Source organism: Pseudomonas sp. JC1203, from assembly GCF_056175065.1.
On the sequence record NZ_JBWCAM010000005.1, the window covers coordinates 1 to 22,731 of the forward strand.

At 66.6% G+C, this 22,731-nt stretch carries 16 protein-coding genes; 10 read left to right on the forward strand and 6 right to left on the reverse strand.

The genetic code is table 11. The features are described 5' to 3' along the window. Positions 1-321: 321 nt before the first annotated feature. The 4 genes from AC0SZ7_RS09245 to AC0SZ7_RS09260 all read right to left on the reverse strand — a co-directional run bounded on the left by AC0SZ7_RS09245 (position 322) and on the right by AC0SZ7_RS09260 (position 6,588). Positions 322-2,844 (reverse strand): ATP-binding cassette domain-containing protein, encoded by a 2,523-nt coding sequence (locus tag AC0SZ7_RS09245; RefSeq protein WP_475504108.1) that lies wholly within the window; start codon positions 2,842-2,844, stop codon positions 322-324. 69 nt (positions 2,845-2,913) lie between these two features. Next, a complete protein-coding gene (locus AC0SZ7_RS09250) occupies positions 2,914-4,128 on the reverse strand; it encodes a hypothetical protein (RefSeq protein ID WP_475504109.1) in 1,215 nt (404 codons plus the stop codon). A gap of 116 nt (positions 4,129-4,244) precedes the next feature. Further along, the gene (locus tag AC0SZ7_RS09255) at positions 4,245-4,913 is read right to left on the reverse strand and encodes a TIGR02466 family protein (protein WP_475504110.1); all 669 of its coding nucleotides are present in this window, start codon (positions 4,911-4,913) and stop codon (positions 4,245-4,247) included. A 613-nt stretch (positions 4,914-5,526) separates the two neighbouring features. Further along, positions 5,527-6,588, reverse strand: a complete 1,062-nt coding sequence (locus AC0SZ7_RS09260; protein ID WP_475504111.1) for a DNA topoisomerase IB — start codon at positions 6,586-6,588, stop codon at positions 5,527-5,529. A 251-nt stretch (positions 6,589-6,839) separates the two neighbouring features. On the opposite strand from AC0SZ7_RS09260, the gene AC0SZ7_RS09265 reads away from it, so the two are divergent. From AC0SZ7_RS09265 to AC0SZ7_RS09285, 5 genes are all read left to right on the forward strand, one after another. Continuing rightward, positions 6,840-7,322: a CS1 type fimbrial major subunit gene (locus AC0SZ7_RS09265; RefSeq protein WP_475504112.1), complete on the forward strand. Its 483-nt coding sequence runs from the start codon at positions 6,840-6,842 to the stop codon at positions 7,320-7,322. 89 nt (positions 7,323-7,411) lie between these two features. Then, positions 7,412-9,931, forward strand: coding sequence for a TcfC E-set like domain-containing protein (locus tag AC0SZ7_RS09270; protein WP_475504113.1), 2,520 nt, complete (start codon positions 7,412-7,414; stop codon positions 9,929-9,931). Between the two features lie 143 nt (positions 9,932-10,074). Beyond that, complete coding sequence (locus AC0SZ7_RS09275; protein WP_475504114.1) at positions 10,075-10,803, forward strand: fimbrial biogenesis chaperone; 729 nt, start codon at positions 10,075-10,077, stop codon at positions 10,801-10,803. 31 nt (positions 10,804-10,834) lie between these two features. After that, the gene (locus AC0SZ7_RS09280) at positions 10,835-11,461 is read left to right on the forward strand and encodes a response regulator (RefSeq protein WP_475504115.1); all 627 of its coding nucleotides are present in this window, start codon (positions 10,835-10,837) and stop codon (positions 11,459-11,461) included. 9 nt (positions 11,462-11,470) lie between these two features. Further along, the gene (locus AC0SZ7_RS09285) at positions 11,471-15,070 is read left to right on the forward strand and encodes a transporter substrate-binding domain-containing protein (RefSeq protein ID WP_475504116.1); all 3,600 of its coding nucleotides are present in this window, start codon (positions 11,471-11,473) and stop codon (positions 15,068-15,070) included. 66 nt (positions 15,071-15,136) lie between these two features. Here the strand turns inward: AC0SZ7_RS09285 and AC0SZ7_RS09290 are convergent, their stop codons facing one another. Next, positions 15,137-15,406: a hypothetical protein gene (locus tag AC0SZ7_RS09290; RefSeq protein ID WP_475504117.1), complete on the reverse strand. Its 270-nt coding sequence runs from the start codon at positions 15,404-15,406 to the stop codon at positions 15,137-15,139. Positions 15,407-15,634: 228 nt separating this feature from the next. Here AC0SZ7_RS09290 and mhpT point away from each other — a divergent pair, with 228 nt between their 5' ends. From mhpT to AC0SZ7_RS09310, 4 genes are all read left to right on the forward strand, one after another. Continuing rightward, positions 15,635-16,855: a 3-(3-hydroxy-phenyl)propionate transporter MhpT gene (mhpT, locus tag AC0SZ7_RS09295; protein ID WP_475504118.1), complete on the forward strand. Its 1,221-nt coding sequence runs from the start codon at positions 15,635-15,637 to the stop codon at positions 16,853-16,855. 71 nt (positions 16,856-16,926) lie between these two features. Beyond that, entirely contained in the window at positions 16,927-17,757 is an 831-nt protein-coding gene (locus AC0SZ7_RS09300) for a p-hydroxycinnamoyl CoA hydratase/lyase (RefSeq protein ID WP_475504119.1), read from the forward strand. Positions 17,758-17,886: 129 nt separating this feature from the next. Continuing rightward, positions 17,887-19,335: an aldehyde dehydrogenase gene (locus AC0SZ7_RS09305; RefSeq protein WP_475504120.1), complete on the forward strand. Its 1,449-nt coding sequence runs from the start codon at positions 17,887-17,889 to the stop codon at positions 19,333-19,335. 62 nt (positions 19,336-19,397) lie between these two features. Beyond that, complete coding sequence (locus AC0SZ7_RS09310) at positions 19,398-21,221, forward strand: feruloyl-CoA synthase (RefSeq protein ID WP_475504370.1); 1,824 nt, start codon at positions 19,398-19,400, stop codon at positions 21,219-21,221. A 125-nt stretch (positions 21,222-21,346) separates the two neighbouring features. Here the strand turns inward: AC0SZ7_RS09310 and AC0SZ7_RS09315 are convergent, their stop codons facing one another. Continuing rightward, a complete protein-coding gene (locus AC0SZ7_RS09315; RefSeq protein ID WP_475504121.1) occupies positions 21,347-21,814 on the reverse strand; it encodes a MarR family winged helix-turn-helix transcriptional regulator in 468 nt (155 codons plus the stop codon). A gap of 178 nt (positions 21,815-21,992) precedes the next feature. Between AC0SZ7_RS09315 and AC0SZ7_RS09320 the strand changes: the two genes are divergently transcribed. Then, positions 21,993-22,724 carry a GntR family transcriptional regulator gene (locus AC0SZ7_RS09320; RefSeq protein ID WP_475504122.1) on the forward strand — a complete coding sequence of 244 codons (732 nt, stop codon included), beginning with the start codon at positions 21,993-21,995 and terminating at the stop codon, positions 22,722-22,724. Positions 22,725-22,731 lie beyond the last annotated feature (7 nt).

The following is a 22,731-nucleotide window of genomic DNA, read 5'->3' on the forward strand; positions in this document are numbered from 1 at the left end:
AAGGCAAGTGCGCAAAAGTGGCGCTGGTGGCGTGCATGCGGGTGCTGCTGATCCGGCTTAACGCCATGCTGCGCGAGGGCACAGCATGGCGGACGTAATTAACTGGGCAAGACAGTTGCTGCTACGCAGGTACACGTAGCAGCGGCCGCAGGCCGCGTCCGAACGCACCGCGCATCTCCAGGCATACCGCGGCGTGGCCTGACGCAGCCTGCCGGCAGCTGCTACGCAGGTACACGTAGCAGCGGCCGCAGGCCGCGTCCGAACGCCCCGTGCACCTCCAGGCATACCGCGGCGTGGCCTGACGCAGCCTGGCGGCAGCTGCTACGGGGTGGTGTGGGCGAGCGTTGCCGCAAGGTACGGCGCGGTCTTGCTGGCCTTTGTGCTTGCCACCTTCTCCGGGCGCCCGCTAGCCACTACCTTGCCGCCCTTGTCGCCAGCCCCAGGCCCCATGTCGATCACCCAGTCGCTCTGCGCCACCACGCGCATGTCGTGCTCCACCACGATCACCGTGTTGCCGGCGTCCACCAGGCCGTTGAGCTGCGCCAGCAGCCGGTCGACGTCGCAGGGGTGCAGGCCGGTGGTGGGTTCGTCCAGCACGTACAGGGTGGCGCCGCGCTGGCCGCGTTGCAGTTCGGTGGCCAGCTTGATGCGCTGCGCCTCGCCGCCCGACAGCTCGGTGGCGGGCTGGCCAAGGCGCAAATAACCCAGGCCGATATCGCGCAACACCGTCAGCGCGCGGCTGATGGCGGCCTGCTCGGTGAACACCGCGCAGGCCTGGTCCACGGTCAATTGCAGCACCTGGGCGATGTTCAGGCCCAGGCACTGCACCTCCAGAGTCTGCGGGCTGTAGCGGGCGCCATGGCAGGTAGGGCAGGGCGCGTAGACGCTGGGCATGAACAGCAGCTCGACGCTGACGAAACCTTCGCCCTCGCACTGCGGGCAGCGGCCCTTGGCAACGTTGAACGAAAACTGCCCGGCGTCGAAGCCGCGCTCGCGGGCCTGGGGGGTGGCGGCGAACAGCTTGCGCACCTGGTCGAACAGGCCGGTGTAGGTGGCCAGGTTGGAGCGTGGCGTGCGGCCGATGGGTTTCTGGTCCACCTTCACCAGGCGCTGGATGGCGGCGATGCCGTGGGTGATGTGCCCGGACTCGGTCATCGGCGCGGCGTCTTCCAGCGGGTTGTCCTGGCTTTCTTCTTCATCGGGCAGGGCGTGGCCCAGCGCTGCCGCCACCAGTTCCAGCAGTGCCTGGCTGACCAGGCTGGACTTGCCCGAACCAGACACGCCGGTGACGGCCGTGAAGGCATGCAGCGGGAAGTCCACCGCCAGCTGGTGCAGGTTGTTGCGGGTGACATCGGCCAGCTTCAGCCAATCGCGCACCGGGCGCCGCGGGAAAGGCACCGGCACCGCGCCGCCATACAGGTGCAGGCGCGTCTGCGATTCCTCGATGTCGCTGAGGCCGTGGGGCGGGCCGCTGAACAGCACGGTGCCGCCATGCTCACCAGCGGCGGGGCCGACGTCCACCAGCCAGTCGGCACGGCGCATGGTCTCCAGGTCGTGCTCCACCACGAACAGCGAATTGCCGGCGGCCTTCAGGCCCTGCAAGGCGGTGAACAATGCTTCGCCATCGGCCGGGTGCAGGCCTGCGGAGGGTTCGTCCAGCACGTAGATCACCCCGAACAACTGCGAGTTGAGCTGGGTGGCCAGGCGCAGGCGCTGCAGCTCGCCGGAAGACAGCGTCGGCGTGCTGCGCTCCAGCGCCAGGTAGCCCAGGCCCAGGTCGGTGAGGGTGTGCAGGCGCTGCAGCAGGTCATGGGCCAGGCGCTGGGCCGCCAGCTGTTTCTCCACCGACAGCTCATCGCTGGCGCTGGCACCGTGGGCGGCCAGGGGCTTGAGCACCTCGGCCAGGCGCGCCAACGGCATCTGCGACAGCTCGCCAATGTCCAGCCCGGCGAACGTCACCTGCAACGCCGCCTGCTTCAACCGTTTGCCCTGGCACAGCGGGCACAGCGCGCCGCGCATGAACTGGCTGACGCGCTTCTTCATCAGCGCGCTCTGGGAATGGGTGAAGGTGTGCAGCACATAACGCCGCGCGCCGGTGAAGGTGCCCTGGTAGCTGGGCTCCAGCTTGCGCTTCAGCGCCTGGCGGGTTTCGGCGGGGGTGAAACCTGCGTACACCGGCACGGTGGGTTGTTCCTCGGTGTACAGAATCCAGTCACGCTGCTCGCGCGGCAGGTCACGCCAGGGGATGTCCACGTCATAGCCCAGGGTTACCAGGATGTCGCGCAGGTTCTGGCCCTGCCAGGCGGTGGGCCAGGCGGCCACGGCGCGCTCGCGAATGGTCAGCGAGTCGTCGGGCACCATGGTCTGCTCGTTCACCTCGTACACCCGGCCCAGGCCGTGGCACTCGGGGCAGGCGCCCTGGGGGGTGTTGGGCGAGAAGTCCTCGGCGTACAGAATGCCCATGCCCGCCGGGTAGTGCCCGGCGCGCGAGTACAGCATGCGCACCAGGCTGCCCAGGGTGGTCACGCTGCCCACCGAGGAGCGCGTGCTGGGTGTGCCCCGTTGTTGTTGCAGCGCCACGGCCGGCGGCAGGCCGTCAATGCTGTCGACGTCCGGCACCCCCACCTGGTCGATCAGCCGCCGCGCATAAGGCGCCACCGACTCGAAGTAGCGCCGTTGCGCCTCGGCGTACAGCGTGCCAAAGGCCAGCGAGGATTTGCCCGAACCCGACACCCCGGTGAACACCACCAGCGCGTCACGGGGGATGTCGACATCGACGTTCTTCAGGTTGTGCTCGCGGGCACCGCGCACGCGCACGTAGCCGGACTGGCCGATCGGTTTCATGGAGGCAGCACCTGCAATGGCAATTACGTCTTATAACCGACCGCCGGCGGTTGGCAAAGTGCGCCGCGGCTACAACTGGGCGTCGAAGACGATGGTCACGTCGCCGCTGTATTGGCGGCCGGTGTTTTCCATCATGGCCGCAATGTAGGGCTGCTCCACGGTGTAGTGCACGCGGGCCTGGCGCCCCGCAGCGATCGCCACGTTCTGGAACTGCAGCGCCTGGGCTTCGCCCAGTGGCAACGGCAGCTCCTGTACCACGGCGCCGTTGTGGCGCACTTCGCCCGGCAGCGTCACCGCTACCACGATGGGCACCTGGTGATTACTGGCCGGTTCGCGGATGCTGCATTGATTGCCCAGCGGAGCTTCGCACTTGAGATACATTTTCATCGGTGCCGACGCCCAGATGTGGAACGGGTGGGTGCGGCGCAGGCGTGTGGGCGGCTGCCCGCCATGCTGCCATTGCGTCCAGCCGCCGTCGGGTTCAAGCACAGCGTGGTCACTGCCATCGGGGAAATCCACGCGCAGTTCGTGTTGCACCTTGAGTTCGAAATTGAAGTTGATCTGCTCTTCATTGTAGCGGCCGCTGCCCAAATCTATCTGCATCCCTTGGCCGAGGCTGTAGCGCAGAGTGCCACGGTAGGTGCCGTTGCCGAGGGCGAAGGGGTTGGGGGCTTCCAGCTCATAGCCCACCGACACGTCACTGATGGTCCCCGCGTACGGGCCGACCAGGTCGGTGGCGGGCTCCCGGGTGCAGGTGACGGTGCTCTGCGGTACGCTCCAGGCGAAGGTATAAATGATGCTGTTGCCGCCGCCAACCCGCCCCTGGCAACCGCCGCTGGTGGCGCCGTAGCGGCCGGCGCCGTTGGCAATGTAGCCGATGCTGCCTTCGGTGCCGCCAGGCATCAGCGTGCCCAGGTCGTAGCGCCGTGCCAGCAGGTTGAGACGAAAGCGCAAGGGAACAGGCGTTCCGCCGCCGTCCTGGGTGACGTACACCGTTTTCCAGTCGCCGTCGACGCGCTGGTAGTTGTGCCCGTCGATGGGCCCCGGGCTGACCCAGGTGCGCTCGATGGTCAGCGGAAACATGATGGTGAAATCGCCCGGGCGGCAGGTAGTGTTGTTGTCGCCGCAGTATCCCGACAAGGGCGTGGTATTGACGAACTTGACCGTATTCGACGAGCTGACTCGAGGAATGAACTCGGCAGTGATGGCCAGGTCACTGGCCCAAGCGAGTGGTGCGAGCATGCCCAACCATAGCGAGGCAAGCCGCAGATGTACCCTGTTCATGTGGCGTCCCTTCCAATGTGCGTTCAATAAGCTGGCATTGTCATGGGCAGGGACGCGGGGAGTCTGTAGGACTTTTCCTAAGAAAACGCCCGGCACCACATGGCCCGGGCGCCTCTTCAAATGGAGAAGTTGAACGCCACGGATATCCGTGGGCGTTCGCCCTCGTAGCGGCGTACCGAGTGCAGCAGCCAGGAAGGGAACATCAGCAGCGTGCCGCTTTTCGGCGCGTGGGCGTGGCCCGCACCGGCGCCCAGGCAGCCTTCAATGCGCATGCGCAGCGCCGGGTTGAGCAGCATGGGAGTGATGCCACGCGGGTCGACGAACTCCAGCTCACCGCCCACCGCCGGGTCATCGGCACGGCCACCGTCGTCCACCCAGTACACCCCGGACCAGAAGGAGCCTGGATGGCCGTGCAGGGCATTGGCGTGGCCGCGACGGTTGATGTTGGCCCAGGCGCTGTAGTTCCACTTCAGGTGCGCCTCGATCAGGCCATGCTCCGGCGAACTGACCGCCGACAACTGGTTGGCCAATTCCTGGGCGAACGCCAGCAATTGTGCGCCTGGCTCGCCGGCCCACTCGGTAAAGCCATCATCCGACTGCCAACCGCCCAGGTTGCTGTGCTGGGTGCCGGGGTGGGACTCGCTGCGGGCCAGGATCACCGCCTTGAGGCGCTCGTTGAGGTTTTCGAAGTCCGGGTGTTGCAGCGCGGCGATGGGCGTGGGGAACAGCCGGGTTATCTTGATTTGGTCGGGGTCGACCTGTGAGGGGAAGGTGGGCTCGGACATGACAGGGCTCGCGGGCGGGGGAGGTGGCAATTATCGCCCAGTGCGCGCCCCCCGCGCCAGCGGGCAGGCGGCGAGCCGGTGATCCAGGCGGTATCCAGCCTGTGACCTGGCCTTTGACCTGGCCTTTGACCTGGCCTTTGACCTGCTGTTGATCTGGCTGTTGATCTTGCTTGTGATCTTGATTGTATGCCCCGTAAAGCGCCCGGGCCGACTGGAGGCGTCGACCAACGGGCTGCCCGAAGGGCCGAGGCCGCAGGCCGAAGAGACGGTAACCCGCAGGCTTCTATAGCGGGTGCCGTCTGCCCGTTGAGCGGCGCCGGAAGGAGGGGACCCGTAGCGCAGCGTAGGGCCCAAGCAGGGGCAAGCGTTTTTTGCTTACTTTTTTTGGCGTCTGAAAAAAAGTGAGTCGGCGTAAGGCCGAAACGGTCGGTGGTCGCACCGCGAAAATGGATATGTCTGAAATCGCCGAAGCGGGCTGCGCCAGGGGACCGCTTGGCCAACGCCTCCAGTCGGCCCTGGCGCTTTATGGGGCACACAATCAAGATCAAAGGCCTCACGGGATCAAGATCAAGATCAAGATCAACGGCAGTGTCAGTGGCAGCTGCCGCCAGCGCTACGTCGCCGCCACGGCGGCCTCCTGCGCAGCCACCAACCTCTGCAAAAACGTCGCCAACGCCACTTCCTCCAACCGCAACCCTTTACGCTTGCGCGGCTTCGGCAGCTTGGCCAACTCCCCCAGCACATACCGCTCCAGCACCGCCGGGTGGATGTAGCACTTGCGGCACACCGCCGGGGTATTGCCCAGGGTGCGCGCCACCGCCTTGACCATCTCGACGATCTGCCGCTTGGCCTCAGGCTCCGGCTGCCAGTGCAGCTCGCGCAGCATGGCCAGCGCCAGCGCACTGCCAGCCCAGGTGCGGTAGTCCTTGGCGGTGAAGTCGGCGCCGGTCATTTCCTGCAGGTAGGTGTTGACGTCGTGGGAGCTGACGGTGTGCCGCTCGCCGGCATCGTCCAGGTACTGGAACAGGTGCTGCCCCGGCAGTTCCAGGCAGCGCTTGATGATGCGCGCCAGGCGCTTGTCGCGCACCGACACCCGGTGCTCGACGCCGCTCTTGCCGCGGAAGTGGAACTCGATGGCGCTGCCTTTCACGGCCACATGGCGGTTGCGCATCGTGGTCAGGCCGTAGGAGCGATTGTCGCGTGCGTACTGGCTGTTACCGACGCGGATCAGCGTGGTGTCGAGCAGCGAGATCACCGTGGCCATGACCTTGTTGCGGTCCAGCCCCGGCAACGCCAGGTGGCCCTCCAGTTGTTTGCGCAGTTTGGGCAGGGCCTTGCCGAACTCGATCATGCGGGCGTACTTGTCCTCGTCGCGCACCTCGCGCCAACGGGCGTGGTAGCGGTACTGCTTGCGCCCGCGGGCATCGCGGCCGGTGGCCTGCAGGTGGCCGCGCGGGTCGCTGCAGATCCACACGTCGGTGTAGGCCGGTGGCACCGCCAGGGCGTTGATGCGCTTGATCTCGGCGGCGTCATCCACGCGCCCGCCGTCCGGGTGGAAGTAGACGAAGTGCTCGCCCTGGCGTTCACGGCGGATGCCGGGCTGCTGGTCGTCCACGTAGTGCAGGTCGGGCGGCAGTTCGGGCATATCGAGGGGCGTGTCAGTGAGTTCGGCCATGGCGCACGGTTTCCAGGGGGTATGAAGCATGGACCACGCCCCGGCGCGCAGGTGCCATTGGCCTGTGGGCCCCGAAAACAGGGGCTTCGGAAATTTCCTCGTTTCGTTCGGAAGCGTCCGACTTTTCGTACAAGCCGTGTCGCCAATAATTCGCTCCGTTGACCGCCAGGGCGCTTTTGCCCGGTTTGGCGGTAGCCAGGGCAGACGCCGCCGGCGGCCTGCCCACTTAACGACTTCAACGGAGATTTACCATGAAAAAGCTGTTCCTCGCCCTGCCATTGGCCATGCTTGTTGTCGGCAACGCAATGGCGGTCGACCCCATCGAGAAACAGGTGACGGTCACCGCCGTCATTCCTACCGATAGCTTCTATGTGGAGCCGATCGGCGGCAACTGGATGAACGACCCGCAGGAAATGTCCTGGAACCCCTTCCAGCAGACCCTGACCCCGATCACCAAGCAATTGCAGGTCAAGAGCACCACCGGCGCCATCTCCGCTTACCTGCTGACGCCGCCAGTCATGACCAGCGGTGCCAACAACATCGGCTTGCAAGTGTCGGTGGCCGGCAAGGCGCTGACCACTACCGTTGCCGAGGTGGTACCGGCCGCCCAGGCAGCGCCAGGCAGCACCGTGTCGTTCCAGGTAGCGGCACTGGGCGACGGTTCCGCCTATGTACCGGGCGCCTACCAGGGTGTGGTCAACATGATGTTCGAAACCGTTACCCCGCCGAACTGATCGCGCTTCACCCCTCGTACCGTTCCCGACCTGCGCCGCGTGGCGCGGGCTGGGTGCGGCTTGCCCGTGAACCGTAGATGGCGTCTGTCATGAACCTTGCCTTTTCCATTCGCCTGGCGTTGGGTTGCTGTGCCGCGTCGCTGTGGTTTGCCCAGGCCCAGGCGGCTCCTCCTGCGCGGACGCCGTTGGGCGTGCTGAGCCAGGCGGAGAACCTGCCGAGTGATTTCAGCGAACATTTCTTCGACGTGCCGCTTGCCGTGCGCGTCGACCTCGATGGCCGTTTCCTTGGCGAAGCCATGATCGTGCTGTCACGCAATGAAACCGTGCAACTGCTCGAATTCACCCAGGTGGATGAGAGCCACGAACCCGATGCCACCCGCCTGCGGTGGCGCGACCTGCTGGTGAACGGCCGGCCCCTGGGCAATTGCCTCAAGGACTGCGCCCAGGAACTGGTGGCCCTGGATTACAGCCTGGTGAACTCGCAGCTGTCGATCATGACCCGCGCGGTGGAGCAGGACCCGGCCCAGGCGCGTTTCTACTCGCTGCCCGAACAGGGCAGCCGTGGCCTGATCGTGCGCAACCAGTTGAACCTGGCGCGCGATGGCGACCAGACCAGTGGCCGCTACGCCCTGCAAGGGCAGGGCAGCCTGGGCAACTGGACCGGGCTTGCCAATGTGCAGGCCGACCGCAGCAACGAGCTGGGTGCCACGTCCCGCCACCGCGTCGACCAACTGTATGGCGAGCAGGTCAGCCCCGCGAACTTTTTGCGCCTGGGCTATTTCACCCCCAGCTCCCAGGGGCTCACGCGCCAGCCACGGTTGATGGGCTCAAGTCCCGACGCCACGGTGGGCGTGATGTTCGGCAGCAGTGACAGCCTGGCCATCAACAACGGCGCGGCCAGCAGCACGCCGATCTACGTCACGCCCAACCGCCCGGGCGTGGTCGAGATCTACCGCAACGGTCAATTGATCAACAGCCAGCCGGTGCAGGCCGGCCTGCAGAGCATCGATACCCGCGTGCTGCCCGGCGGCATCTACGAGGTGGAAGTGCGCCTGGTGGAAGACGGCCAGGTCACCTCGCGCAACCCCGAATTCATCTACAAGCCCGGCAATTGGAACAACCCCGAGCAGCGCTGGCGCTACAACCTGTTCGCCGGCCAGCAGCATGACCTGCTGAGCAACTGGGACAACCAGAACGATGCAGGCGGCCTCAGTGCCGGGGTGCTCACCAACTACCTGCTGCACCCGCGCGCGGTGGTTGGCCTGTCCGCCCAACGCGTCGACGAACGCATGCAATACGGCACCTCGCTGGACTGGGACCCCCACGACCGCTTCAAGCTGTTCGGCAACCTCTACCGCACCCAAGGCCAGGGTGATGGCTTCGACCTGCAGGGTATTTTCAACTACGAGCGCGGCAGCCTGGTGGCCAGCCATACCCGCGCCTGGACCGAGCCCCCCAAGCTTGACCGCCGGGACAACCCGCGGCGCTACAGCAACTGGCGCGGCGGCGAGACCCAGCAAAGCTCACTGTCGCTGAGCCACCGCCTGACCCGCGAAAATACCGTCAGCGCGCGGCTGTCCCATAGCAGCGGGGCCATCCAGGGCATGGCCATGGACCTGGGCTGGGCCTACCACGGCACGCTCAAGGGCTCGGACGCCACCTGGCGGCTATCGCTGTTCGACCGCCCCGGCACCTTCAGCTCCGGCAGCCAGCGCAACCGCGGCGTCAACCTGGCGTTGAGCCTGGCGCTGGGCAAGCCCGGCCAGCGCCTGTCCGCCAGTGTCGGCAGCCAGACCTCGCGTGATGGCGGCCGCGACCAGACCGCCACCCTGACCTACCAGCAGGACTTGCAGCACCACACCCTGCGCAGCGTATCCGGTTCGGTCTCGGCCGACCGCTACGGCGCAGGCTTCGGGGCCAACACCCAATTCCAGAACAGTTACCTGTTCGGTGACGCCTACGCGCAGAACTCCTCCTACAACGGCGAGATGTCCGGCGGACTGAACCTGGAAAGCACCGTGGCGCTGGGCGGCGGCCATATGGCCCTGAGCGGCGAGTATGGCGCGTACGACGCCGGCCTCATCGTCGACGTCGACTCCGACCTGGCGCAGCTGGACCTGCGCGCCGACGACGTCTCGGGCGCCAGCACCGCCTTGCACCCCGGGCGCAACGTGATCGCCGTGCAGGCCTACAAATCCGGCAGCGTGCAGCTGGACTTCGCTGGCCGCGACGCCCACGCCGCGGTCATCCAGCCGGCCACCCTGGGCTACCACCTGAACAAGGGCGGCGTGGAATACCGGCAGGTGCGGGTGATGCGCACGCTCACCGTCCTGGGGCGCCTGCTGGACCTGCACGGCCAGCCACTGAAAGGCGCACTGGTGATCAACCACGCCAGCCGCAGCGTCAGCGAGGCCGACGGTTTCTTCGCCGTGGAAATGAGCGAGTCCACGCCCACCCTGGAGGTGCGCCACAAGGGGGCCCGCGTGTGTTTCCTGCGCCTGGATGCCAAGCATGCGCGGCGTGAAAACGAGGTGCTGCTGGTGGGCGACCAGCGCTGCTCCAGCGACACCCTGGCGCAGGCCGAGCGGGCTGCGGGCGAGGGCGCCTAGGCGTCGGACGATAACGGCTAACTCGGAAATTTCGACGGGGTGTTTCGGACGGAGCCTACATCCCGCGTCGATTAGTTTTCCAATAATGGGCGCAGTCGCCAGCCACCTGGCAGCGCTGCCCCGTCACTGCAAGGTCAACCATCATGAAACGACTCATCGTTGCCATCGCCTGCCTGCTGCCCGGATTGTTGCAGGCCGCACCGCAACTCAACATCGGCGGGCTGTACGACTACCTGGAAGGCAACCGCAGCACCCAGCTCAAGCGGGTGCGCAACGGCGGTGACAGTACCGCCTTCGTCAAGGTCAGCGTGGCCGAAATCGTCTACGCCGCCGACGGCACCTCAACCGAAGTGCCCATGGATGGCTTGCCGGCCGAACAGCGCGCGCTGGTGGCCAGCCCGGCCCGGTTGATCGTGCCGGCCAACGGCATGCAGGCGGTGCGCCTGCTGTACCGCGGCGAGCGTGACCGCGAGCGCTATTTCCGCCTGCGCTTCATCCCGGTGCTTCCCCAGGTCAACGACGGCTTCGCCCTGACCCAGCAGGAAAGCGAGCAGTACAAGGACTCGCTCAAGGCCGGGGTGAACATCCTCGCCGGCTACGGCTCGTTGCTGTTCGTGCGGCCCGAACACACTCGCTTCGACACCCAGCTGGTGCAGGAGAACGGCCGCTTCGTGGTGCCCAACCAGGGCAACAGCACCGTGGTGCTGGACCACTTCAGCGACTGCGACGCCGGCGGCCAGCAATGCGAGGTCACCACCAAGCACCACCTGCTGCCCAACTCGCGCCGCAGCTTCACCAAACAGCCGGGGCGTCAGTACCGGTTCGAATTGATCGAGGGCGAGCAATCGCGCCAGGTCGAGTTTCGGGGTTGAGCGCGCTGCTGCCTGCCCCAGCGAGGATGCCATGTACAGAGCGATGATTGTCGATGACCACCCGTTTATCCGCGCCAGCGTGCGGCTGTTGCTGGAGAAAATGAAGATCAAGGTGGTGGCCGAGCTGGATAACGGCGTGGACGCCCTGGCGGTGATACGCGACTGGATGCCTGAACTGCTGATCCTCGATATCGCCATGCCGCGGCTCGACGGCATGGAGGTGATCGCGCGCATCCGCGAGATGCAGTTGCCGATCAAGATCCTGGTGCTCACCTCCCAGGCGCCGGACTACTTTTCGTTGCGTTGCATGAAGGCCGGCGCGGCCGGCTACGTGTCCAAGTCCGACAACCTCAACGAGCTGACCAAGGCGGTGCAGGCCGTGCGCAGTGGCTATTCGTATTTCCCCGACGTGGCCCTGAGCTCGGTGCACCGTGGCGACAGCCTGGACAGCGAAGCCCAGTGCATCGCCCGGCTCACCGACCGCGAACTGCTCATTCTGCAGCAGCTGGCGCGCGGCTACAGCAACAAGGCCATCGGCCACGAAATGCTGCTCAGCAACAAGACTGTCAGCACCTACAAGACCCGCCTGATCGAGAAGTTGCGAGTCAAATCCCTGGTCGACCTGGCGGATCTGGCCAGGCGCCACGCGTTGATATAGGCCGCCGCCATGAAGGCACGGATGCTGTGCTGGCTGTGGCTGTGGTTAGCGCTGCCGGCGCTGGCCGATGACGCGGCGCCCATGCTGTACGGGCGCTCAAGTCTGGCCGCGGGCGAAATAGAGCAGCTGGAGCTGACCGACGACGACCGCCGCTGGCTGTGGCAGCAGCGCACCCTGCGCCTGGGCGTCAGCCAGCCCGAGTTCGCGCCGTTCGACGTGCTGGGCACCGGCCGCGAGTATGAGGGTATCACCGCCGACTACGCCGCCCTGGTGGCGGCGTTGCTGAACCTGAGCGTGGAGGTGGTGCGCTACCCCACGCGGGCCGAGGCCCTGGCGGCGGTGCGCGACGGCGCCATCGACATGCTCGGCACCTCGAACGGTTTCGAGGCATCCACCGCCTACCTGGTGCTGTCCGAAGCCTACGCCCAGGACGACTCGGTGCTGGCCACCCGCACCGACGACCACACGGCGCTGCTCAGCGGCCTGGATGACCGCCGCCTGGCCATGCAAGAGTTCTACCTGCCGCGCGAGATGGTCACGCAGCTGTACCCCAATGCCCACCTGCAGCTCTACCCCTCGACCCTGGCCGCGTTGGGGGCCGTGGCGTTCGGGCAGGCGGACGTATTCCTGGGCAATACCTTGGGCGCCTACTACCAGATCTACAAAGGCCAGCTCAACGGCCTGTTCCTCAGCCACCTGGTGCAGGCGCAAAGCAACCACTTCGGTTTTGCCTTGTCACCGCGCAACAGCCGGCTGCTGACGTTGGTCAACACGGCATTGCTGGCTATTCCCGAAGGCGAGCGCCGCGCCATCCTGGGGCGCTGGAGCGTGGGCGGCGTCAGTGTCGGCCAGCGCCGCGAGCTGGGCTTGAGCGAGGCTGAGCAACGCTGGCTGGCCAGCGCGCCGACGCTCAAGGTGCTGATGGACGACCAGTTCCTGCCGGTCAGCTACCGCGACGCCCAAGGCCGTTACCGCGGCATCAGCGCCCAGGTGCTGGACGTGATCGGGCAGATGACCGGGCTGCATTTCGACGTGCAGTCAGGCACCACGCTTGAAGCGATGACCGAGCAGATCGAGCGCGGCGAGGCCGACCTGATTGCCGCGCTGCCGCAAAGCCGCGCCCGCGAGGAGCACCTGGGCTTTACCCGTGCGTACCTGAGCAGCCCACGGGTGCTGGTGACACGCGACCAGCCGGGGGTAGCCCAGTCCCTGGAGCAGTTGGGTGGCAAGCGCCTGGCGTTGATCCATGGCAGCTTCATGCGCGACCGGGTGATCGACCAGTACCCCGGCATTATCCCTATCGGCGCACGCAGTGCCGACCATGCCTTGAGGCTGGTGGCGGAGGGCAAGGCCGAGGCGGCGATACTCACGCTGATCGGTGCGCGCTACCGCATACAGCGCCACTACGCCGGGCGCCTGCGCATCAGCGCCACGCTGCCGGTGCGCCCGGCCAGCCTGGCGTTCGCCACCTCGCGCCATGCCCCCGAGCTGCTGTCTATCCTCAACAAAGCGCTGCTGGCCATCCCGCCCCAGGAGTTCAACGACCTGGCTTCGCGCTGGCGTGGCGAAGTGGTGCTGGAGGACAGCTTCTGGGCGCGCCACCGCTGGCACATCGTGCAGGTACTGATCAGCGCCCTGGTGCTGGTGGGCCTGCTGCTGGGCTGGCTGAGCCAGCTGCGGCGCCAGGTCAGGCGGCGGCGCCTGGCCGAGGCCAAGCTGACCGACCAGGTAGAGTTCATGCGCGTGATGATCGACGGCACCCCGCACCCCTTGTATGTGCGCGACCGCGCCGGCGCGCTGGTGACCTGCAACGCCAGCTACCTGGAAGCCCTGGAGGTGCTGCGCGAAGACGTGATCGGCAAGCCGGTGGGCCCGACCATTGCCCTTACCGCCGAGCAGGCCGAGGGTTACCAGCAGCACTACCTGGCCGCCATGGCGGCAGGTGAAAAAGTGGTGGAGGACCGCGAAGTGCAGCTGCGCAGCGGCGAAACCAGGACCATCTACCATTGGGTGCTGCCGTACACGGCCGGCGATGGCAGCACCGCCGGGCTTATCGGCGGCTGGGTCGACATCACCGAGCGCCAGCGCCTGCTGGTGGCGTACCAGCAGGCCAAGGAACAGGCCGAGGCCGCCAACCATGCCAAGACGGTGTTCCTGGCCACCATGAGCCATGAAATCCGCACGCCCATGAACGCTATTACCGGCATGCTCGAACTGGCGCTGAAAAAGTCCCAGCAGGGGCGCCTGGACCACCTGTCCATAGAGGTCGCCGCCAGTGCTTCCGCCGGCCTGCTGGCGCTGATCGGCGACATCCTCGACATCACTCGCATCGAGACCGGCCAACTGACGCTGGCGCCCGTGCCCACCTTGCTGCTGCCCCACGTGGAAGCCGTGGTGCGGCTATTTCAGGGGCAGGCACGGCACAAGCGCCTGCGCCTGGCGCTGGAGGTGCATGGCCCGGTCGAGATGCCGGTGCAACTGGACCCGCTGCGTTTCAAGCAGGTCATTTCCAACGTGATCAGCAACGCCGTGAAATTCACCCATAAGGGCGAGGTGGTCGTGCGGCTGGACTTCGTCCCCGGCGACAACGGCGTTGCCATTCACCTGGTGATCAGCGACACCGGCGTGGGCATTCCCCCCGACGAGGTGTCGAAACTGGGCGCCGCCTTTGCCCAGGCCAGCAACCACCAGCAATCGCCGCGCGAGGGTTGCGGGCTGGGGCTGAACATCAGCCGCACACTGTGCGCCATGATGGACGGTGGCATGCGCTTGGAGAGCACGCTCGGCGAGGGCACCCAAGTAGTGATCGAGTTGCTGTTGCCGTGTGCCGACGAAGTGCCCCAGGTGGCCCCCGCGCCGGCCTTGCCGCGGCCAGGGCCGGTGCTCAACGTGCTGGTGGTCGACGACTACCGCGCCAACCGCATACTGCTGCAGCAGCAACTGGCGTACCTGGGGCACCGGGTCACCCTGGCCGAAGACGGCGGTGCCGGCTTGCGTTGCTGGCTGGGGGCCCGTTTCGACGTGGTCCTGAGTGACTGCAACATGCCCGGCCTGGATGGCTACCAGTTGGTGCGCGCCATCCGTGTGCACGAACGCCGCCAGCGCCGACCGGCCTGTCGGGTGCTGGGCTTCACGGCCAACGCGGTGCCCGAGGAGCGCACGCGGTGCCTGGAGGCGGGCATGGACGGTTGCCTATTCAAACCCCTGGGCCTCACCGAGCTGGCGCTGGCGTTGCAGCCGGAGGAGGGCGAGCACCTGCCGCAGCCGCCTGCCAGCGATGGCATCGACCTGGCGTCCCTGGAGGAGTTGACGGCCGGTGACAGCGCTGCCCTGAAGAGCCTGCTGGGCGATTTGGTCGACTGCTGCCGCCAGGACCTGGGCAGCCTGGCACTGTTGGACAGCGACGCCGACCGCGAGGGCATCGCCTATCTTGCACACAGGGTGAAGGGTGGTGCGCGGATTATCCGCGCGCAGGCGGTGTTGGCGGCTTGTGAGCAGGTGGAACAGGCGTGTGCGGATGCGCAGCTGCCGTTGGCGCAAAGGGTGGAAGGGCTGCGCGAAGCGCTGCAGCAACTGACCGCGGGCCTGGAAATACGCTGCCGCGGGTGAAGCCGAGCCGTGTAGCCGCTACCCAGGGCAGCGGCTACACAGGTTTTCGCCAGCGTGGCGTCCGGCTTATTTGTTGTACTTGTCCAACCGGCTTTTCACCCGGTCGGTAATCTCGATGCAATCCTTCACATTGCCCTTGTCACGGGCGGCGGAGGCGGACTCGATGTCCTTGCCTACCAGCTCGTGCACTTTCGGGTCTGTGGTGGCAGCGCTGTTGATGCGGTCCTGCAAGCGCTGGATGTTCGCGTCGCACGTCTCGGTATCACCGGCGGCGCTTGCCTGGAAACTCAACGCCCCTGCCAGCACCAACAGCCCACAGCTCAAGATTCGCTTCATGGATGACGTCCTCGATCAATTGGTTGAACCATCTCGTTTAGGACAAGCACAAGCCAGTGTAGATGGCTTATTTGGTACGACAGATGTTGTCGTGGCTTGGTTCAGACGAAGATGCAGGCAAAACGCTGTCACAACGGCGGGTGGTCGGCTGGCAGGTATTTGGTTAATGTATATAATCATTAATCGAGTTATTCATGTGCCCCACAATCACAACAAGAGACGCACACCATGCCTGCACGTTCCGCTTCCCCGCGGCCGGTCCTGACCGTCGCGCTGTGCTGCGCCGTTGCCTTGCTAGAAGGCTTCGACCTGCAATCCACCGGTATCACCGCACCTTTCCTGGCCAAGGCCTTTGGCCTGGCACCTGCGCAACTGGGCTGGGTATTCAGTGCCGGGCTGCTGGGCCTGCTGCCCGGTGCCTTCCTGGGCGGCTGGCTGGCCGACCGCGCCGGGCGCAAGCGCACCTTGCTGGCGGCAGTGCTGCTGTTCGGGGCCTTCACCCTGTTCACCGCCCATGCCACAAACTACCCCGCGTTGCTGCTGGCCCGGCTGCTGACCGGCCTGGGTTTGGGCGCCGCATTGCCCATCATCATTGCCGTGGCCAGCGAAGCCGCCGCCCCGCGCCTGCGCAGCACTGCCGTCAGCCTGACCTATTGCGGTGTGCCGCTGGGCGGTGCGCTGGCCTCGCTGGTGAGCCTGTCCGGGGTAGGCGAGCAATGGCAAACGGTTTTCTACATCGGCGGCCTGGCGCCGCTGCTGATCGCCGTGGCCTTGCTGCTGTGGCTGCCCCGGGTGGCCGTGGTGGCGCCGGTGCGCGCCGAGGGCTCGCCGGCCGGCCGCCTGTTTACCCAGGGCCGCGCGCGGCAGACGCTGCTGCTGTGGCTGGCGTGCTTCTTCACCCTGACCGTGCTTTACCTGTTGCTGAACTGGCTGCCGTCGTTGCTGATGGCCAAGGGTTTCGACCGCGCCCAGGCCGGCTGGGTGCAGGTGCTGTTCAACCTCGGCGGTGCGGCGGGCTCACTGCTGACCGGCCGCCTGATGGACCGCCAGCGCACCGGCCTGGCGGTGGTTGTAGCCTACCTGGGGATGCTGCTGGCGCTGGCCGGCCTGGGCCTTGCCGCAACGTTCACCGGCATGGCCCTGGCCGGCGTGCTGGCCGGGTACTGCTGCATTGGTGCGCAATTGGTGCTGTATGCGCTGGCGCCACGGGTGTACCCGGCCGACATGCGCGCCACCGGCGTCGGCGCCTGCGTGGCAGTGGGGCGGCTGGGCTCGATGGCCGGGCCGCTGGCGGCCGGGCAGATCCTGGCAGCCGGGGCAGGCGTGGGTGGGGTGCTGCTGGCGGCTTCGCCGGGGTTGGTGGTGGCGGCATTGGCAGCACTGGCGTTGCTGGGGGAGGGGCGCGCGCGCGGCTTTCCGGAAAATATAGTTAATACAGTTAACGATTAATTGACATAACCATTTCTCCCGATTAATGTCACCTCATCCACAACGCACAGCCCAAGAACAAGAGGTGTGATATGAGCCGCTACGAAAACCGCTGGCAGACCGTGACCGTCGACGTCGAAGACGGCATCGCCTGGGTAACCCTCAACCGCCCGGAAAAACGCAACGCCATGAGCCCCACCCTGAACCGGGAAATGCGCGATGTGCTGGAAACCGTCGAGCAGGATGCCGACGCCCGCGTGCTGGTGCTGACCGGCGCCGGCAGCGCCTGGACCGCCGGCATGGACCTCAAGGAATACTTCCGCGAAGTGGACGCCGGCCCCGAGATCCTGCAGGAGCGCATTCGCCGCGACGCCTCGGAATGGCAATGGAAACTGCTGCGCCTGTACAGCAAGCCGACCATCGCCATGGTCAACGGCTGGTGCTTCGGTGGCGGCTTCAGCCCGCTGGTGGCCTGTGACCTGGCCATCTGCGCCGACGAGGCCACCTTCGGCCTGTCCGAGATCAACTGGGGTATCCCGCCTGGCAACCTGGTCAGCAAGGCCATGGCCGACACCGTAGGCCACCGCCAGTCGCTGTACTACATCATGACCGGCAAGACCTTCGAAGGGCAGAAAGCCGCCGAGATGGGCCTGGTGAACAAGAGCGTGCCGCTGAGCCAGCTGCGCGAGGAAGTCATCCTGCTGGCCCGCGACCTGCTGGACAAGAACCCGGTGGTGCTGCGCGCGGCGAAGAACGGCTTCAAGCGTTGCCGCGAGCTGACCTGGGAGCAAAGCGAAGACTACCTGTACGCCAAGCTCGACCAGGCGCAACTGCGCGACCCCGAGCATGGCCGCGAGCAGGGCCTCAAGCAGTTCCTCGACGACAAGAGCATCAAGCCGGGCCTGCAAGCCTACAAGCGCTGAACCCGTTGTGGGAGCTGGCTTGCCAGCGAGTTTTGCGGGCCCCTGAAAATCTCGCTGGCAAGCCAGCTCCCACAGGTGCCGTAGTGACAACGCATCATTCCCGACAACCATAACAACGAGGAATGCACCATGTTCGAAGTCCCCTTGCTGATCGCCGGCAAGGCCGTGGGCGCCCGTGACGGGCGCACGTTCGAGCGCCGCTGCCCGATGACCGGGCAGGTGGTGTCGATTGCCGCGGCCGCCACCCTGGAAGACGCCGACGCCGCTGTCGACGCCGCCCAGGCCGCATTCCCCGGCTGGGCCGCGCTGGGCCCGGGCGAGCGCCGCAACCGCCTGCTGCGCGCCGCCGATGGCATGCTCGCGCGCAGCGCCGAATTCATGGCCATGGCCGCCGAAACCGGGGCCATGGCCAACTGGTATGGCTTCAACGTGCAACTGGCGGCCAACATCCTGCGCGAGGCCGCCGCGCTGACCACCCAGGTCAACGGCCAGGTCATTCCCTCGGATGTGCCCGGCAGTTTCGCCATGGCCCTGCGCCAGCCGTGCGGGGTCATCCTCAGCATTGCGCCGTGGAACGCCCCGGTGATCCTCGCCACCCGCGCCATTGCCATGCCGCTGGCGTGTGGCAACACCGTGGTGCTCAAGTCCTCGGAACTGAGCCCGGCGGTGCACCGGCTGATCGGCCAGGTGCTGGAAGACGCCGGCATCGGTGCCGGCGTGGTGAATATCATCAGCAATGACCCGGCCGATGCCGCGGCTATCGTCGAGCGGCTCATTGCCCACCCGGCAGTGCGCCGGGTCAACTTCACCGGCTCCACCCACGTGGGCCGCATCATCGGCCAGGTGGCGGCGCGGCATCTTAAGCCGGCGTTGCTGGAACTGGGCGGCAAAGCGCCATTCCTGGTGCTGGCCGACGCCGACCTGGACGCGGCGGTGGAAGCGGCGGCCTTTGGCGCCTACTTCAACCAGGGGCAGATTTGCATGTCCACCGAGCGCCTCATTGTCGACGCGGCGGTGGCCGACGACTTCGTCGCGCGGCTGGCGCGCAAGGTGGCCGGGCTGCGTGCCGGCGACCCGGGCGACAGCCGTTCGGTGCTCGGTTCGCTGGTCGACCCATCGGCGGCCACGCGCATCCAGGCGCTGGTGGCCGATGCCTGCAGCCACGGTGCCAGTCAGGTCTGCGGCGGCGCGGTGCAGGGCAGCGTCATGCAGCCGGTGTTGCTGGACCATGTGACGCCGGCCATGCGCCTGTACCACGAAGAATCGTTCGGCCCGGTGGCCGTGGTGCTGCGCGCCACTGGTGACGAGGCGCTGCTGGCGCTGGCCAACGACTCGGCCTTCGGCCTTTCGGCGGCCATCTTCAGCCGCGACACCAGCCGTGCCCTGGCCCTGGCGCAACGGCTGGAGTCGGGTATCTGCCACATCAACGGCCCTACCGTGCACGACGAGGCGCACATGCCCTTCGGCGGCGTGAAGGCCAGCGGCTACGGCAGCTTCGGCGCCAGTGCCGCCATCGAACAGTTCACCCAGCTGCGTTGGGTGACGCTGCAGAACGGGCCTCGCCACTATCCAATCTAACCGCAACCCCATCTAACTGCTTCCAATAACAACAAGCAGAGGGACATCGCGTGAATCGTTCAATGGAAGCGGCGCCCTGGCGCGCCGTGAACATCGGCCACCCCCAGGTGCAGGTCGATGAAGTGCAAGGGGTGCTGCACATGCGCGCCCTGGAACCGTTGCAGGCGCACCCGCAGCGGCTGATGGAGCGCCTGGTGCATTGGGCGCAGGTGCGCCCGCAACAGACCTTCGCCGCCCGCCGCGACAGCCAGGGCCAGTGGCAGCGCATCAGCTACGCGCAAATGCTTGAACGCACCCGCGCCATCGCCGCGCGGTTGCTGGGCTTCAACCTCAGCGCCGAGCGGCCGCTGGTGATTCTGTCGGGCAATGACCTGGAACACCTGCAACTGACCTGCGCCGCGTTGTACGCCGGCATTCCCTATTGCCCGGTGTCGCCGGCGTATTCGCTGGTGTCACGGGACTACGGCAAGCTGCGGCATATCATCGACACCTTGACGCCGGGCCTGGCGTTTGCCAGCGACGGCGCCTACGCGCCGGCCATCGCCGCAGTGCTGCCGGCCGATGTGCCGGTGATTTTTGCCGATGGGCAGTCGCCCGGCCTGGCGTTCGCCGACCTGCTGGCCGGCGGTGACCCTGCGCTGGCGGACGCAGCGTTCGCGGCGGTAACGGCCGACAGCATCGCCAAGTTTCTGTTCACCTCCGGCTCCACCAAATTGCCCAAGGGCGTGGTCACGACCCAGCGCATGCTCTGCGCCAACCAGCAGATGCTGCTGCAGACCTTTCCCGAGTTCGCCGACCAGCCACCGGTGCTGGTGGACTGGCTGCCGTGGAACCACACTTTTGGTGGCAGCCACAACGTCGGCATCGTGCTGTACAACGGCGGCAGCCTGTACATCGACGACGGCAAGCCGACCCCGGCGCTGTTCGCCGAAACCTTGCGCAACCTGGGCGAGATCTCGCCCACGGCCTACCTCACAGTGCCCAAGGGCTGGGAGGAACTGGTCAGCCAGCTGGAGCAGGACGGCGCGCTGCGCGAGCGTTTTTTCGCGCGCATGAAGCTGTTCTTCTTTGCCGGCGCCGGCCTGTCGCAATCGGTGTGGGACCGCCTCGACAAGGTGGCCGTCGCCCACTGCGGCGAGCGCATTCGCATGATGGCCGGGCTGGGCATGACCGAGACCGCGCCGTCGTGCACCTTCACCACCGGGCCACTGGCGGTGGCCGGCTATGTCGGCCTACCCGCGCCTGGCTGCGAGGTGAAGCTGGTGCCCCGCGAGGGCAAGCTGGAGGTGCGCTTCCGTGGCCCCCACGTGATGCCGGGTTACTGGCGCGCGCCGCAGCAAAGCCGCGAGGCGTTCGATGAACAGGGCTACTACTGCTCCGGCGATGCCGTGCGCCTGGCCGACCCCGGCAACCCGCAACTGGGGCTGATGTTCGACGGGCGCATTGCCGAGGACTTCAAATTGTCCTCGGGCGTGTTCGTCAGCGTCGGGCCGCTGCGTACGCGGGTGATCCTCGACGGCGCACCCTATGTGCATGATGTGGTGGTGGCGGGGCCCGACCGCGAGCGCCTGGGCCTGCTGATATTTCCGCGCCTGGAAGAGTGCCGGCAGTTGGCAGGGCTGGGGGCGGAGGCACCGCTGCCGCAGGTGCTGGCGGCGGCGCCGGTGCAAGCCTGGCTGGCCGACCTGCTGGTGCGCCTCAACCAGCACGCCACCGGCAGCGCCAGCCGCATCGACTGGGCCAGCCTTGCGCAGCAGCCGCCGTCCATCGACAGCGGCGAGATCACCGACAAGGGTTCGATCAACCAGCGCCTGGTGCTGCAATGCCGGGCCGCGTTGATCGATGACCTTTACGCCGGCAGGGCCCTGCGTACCCTCGCCCGATGACGCGGCGCCTGGGGACGCGGCCTGCGGCCGCTGCTACAGAAACCCTGCGCCGTTCGTGGCCGCGATATGGGGTATACGCGTCCGCGTAGCAGCTGCCGCAGGCGGCGTCCGGCGGCGCCGCAGGGTCAGGCGTTGCCCTGGTACACCTTGCGCAGCAACCCCAGCAACTGCCCGCGCTCGTCGGCGCTGAGGTTGCCCGTGGCCTCCTGATCGCTGCGCGCGGCCACCTCTTTCAGCTCCTTGAGCAACGCCTCGCCGGCCTTGCTCAAGAACAACCCATACGAACGCTTGTCCGGCTTGCAGCGCACGCGCAGGGCCAGGCCGCGTTCTTCCAGCTTGTTGACCATGGGCACCACCTGCGGCGGTTCTATGGCCAGGCTCTTGGCCAGTTCCGCCTGGGTGGGGCCAGGGTTCTGGGCGATGATCGCCAGGGCGGAAAACTGCGCCGGACGCAGGTCGTAGGCATTCAGCTGTTCCACCAGGTGCTGAAACACCTGAATCTGCGCGCGGCGCAGCGCGTAGCCGATCAGGTCGTCGAGCACGCCGGTGTCCAGCGGGTCGGAAGCAGTGGGTGGGGAGCTGGGAGTGGCCATGGTATTGGGCTTTTATTGGCGGAATCGTTAATCAGTATAACGGTTTATCCAGGGTTTGGTGCACCACCTCGCCTGGCGACGAAGGGCAGGGGGTAGCGGCTTGACGGATTCAAGCCTGCGGCGAATACTGTTCCCAGATTCATATAGATGACTACATAACTAAAAGAGCCCGTCTTCCATGAACAGTCTTTCCAGTGACGAGCGCCTGCCGCTGTACCAGCGCTTGCGCGACCAGCTCGCCGAACAGATCGCCAGCAACCGCTGGCAACCCGGCGCGGCCATTCCCACCGAATCGGCGTTGGCGGCCGAGTACGGCCTGTCCATCGGCACCGTGCGCAAGGCCATCGACCAACTGGTCAGCGAGTCGCTGCTGGAGCGCCAGCAGGGCCGGGGCACCTTCGTGCGCCGCCCGCAATTCCAGTCCTCGCTGTTCCGCTTCTTCCGGTTCCAGGACGCCGACGGCGTGCGCCAGGTGCCGGAAAGCCGCATCCTCTCCAACGAAGCCCTGCAGGCGCCTGCCGAAGTCGCCCACGCCCTGGCGCTTGAACCCGGCGCCCAGGTCATTCGCCTGCTGCGCCTGCGGCTGATCAACGCCCAGCCGCTGCTGGTGGAAGAGATCTGGCTGCCCCATGAGCCGTTCGCCGCCATCCTCGCCCACAACCTCAACGCCCACGGCCCGTTGCTGTACCCGGTGTACGAGAGCCTGTGCGGGCAAGTGATCGCCGCCGCCGACGAAACCCTCACCGCCGAAGCGGTCAGCGAAGTGCACGCCCGCCTGCTGCGGGTGGACGCCGGCAGCCCGGTGGTGGTGATCGAGCGGGTGGCGCGCAACTACGCCGGCCAGCCGCTGGAATGGCGGCGCTCGTGGGGCCACGCCAGACACTTCCGCTACAGCGTCGAAATTCGCTGACCTGTTC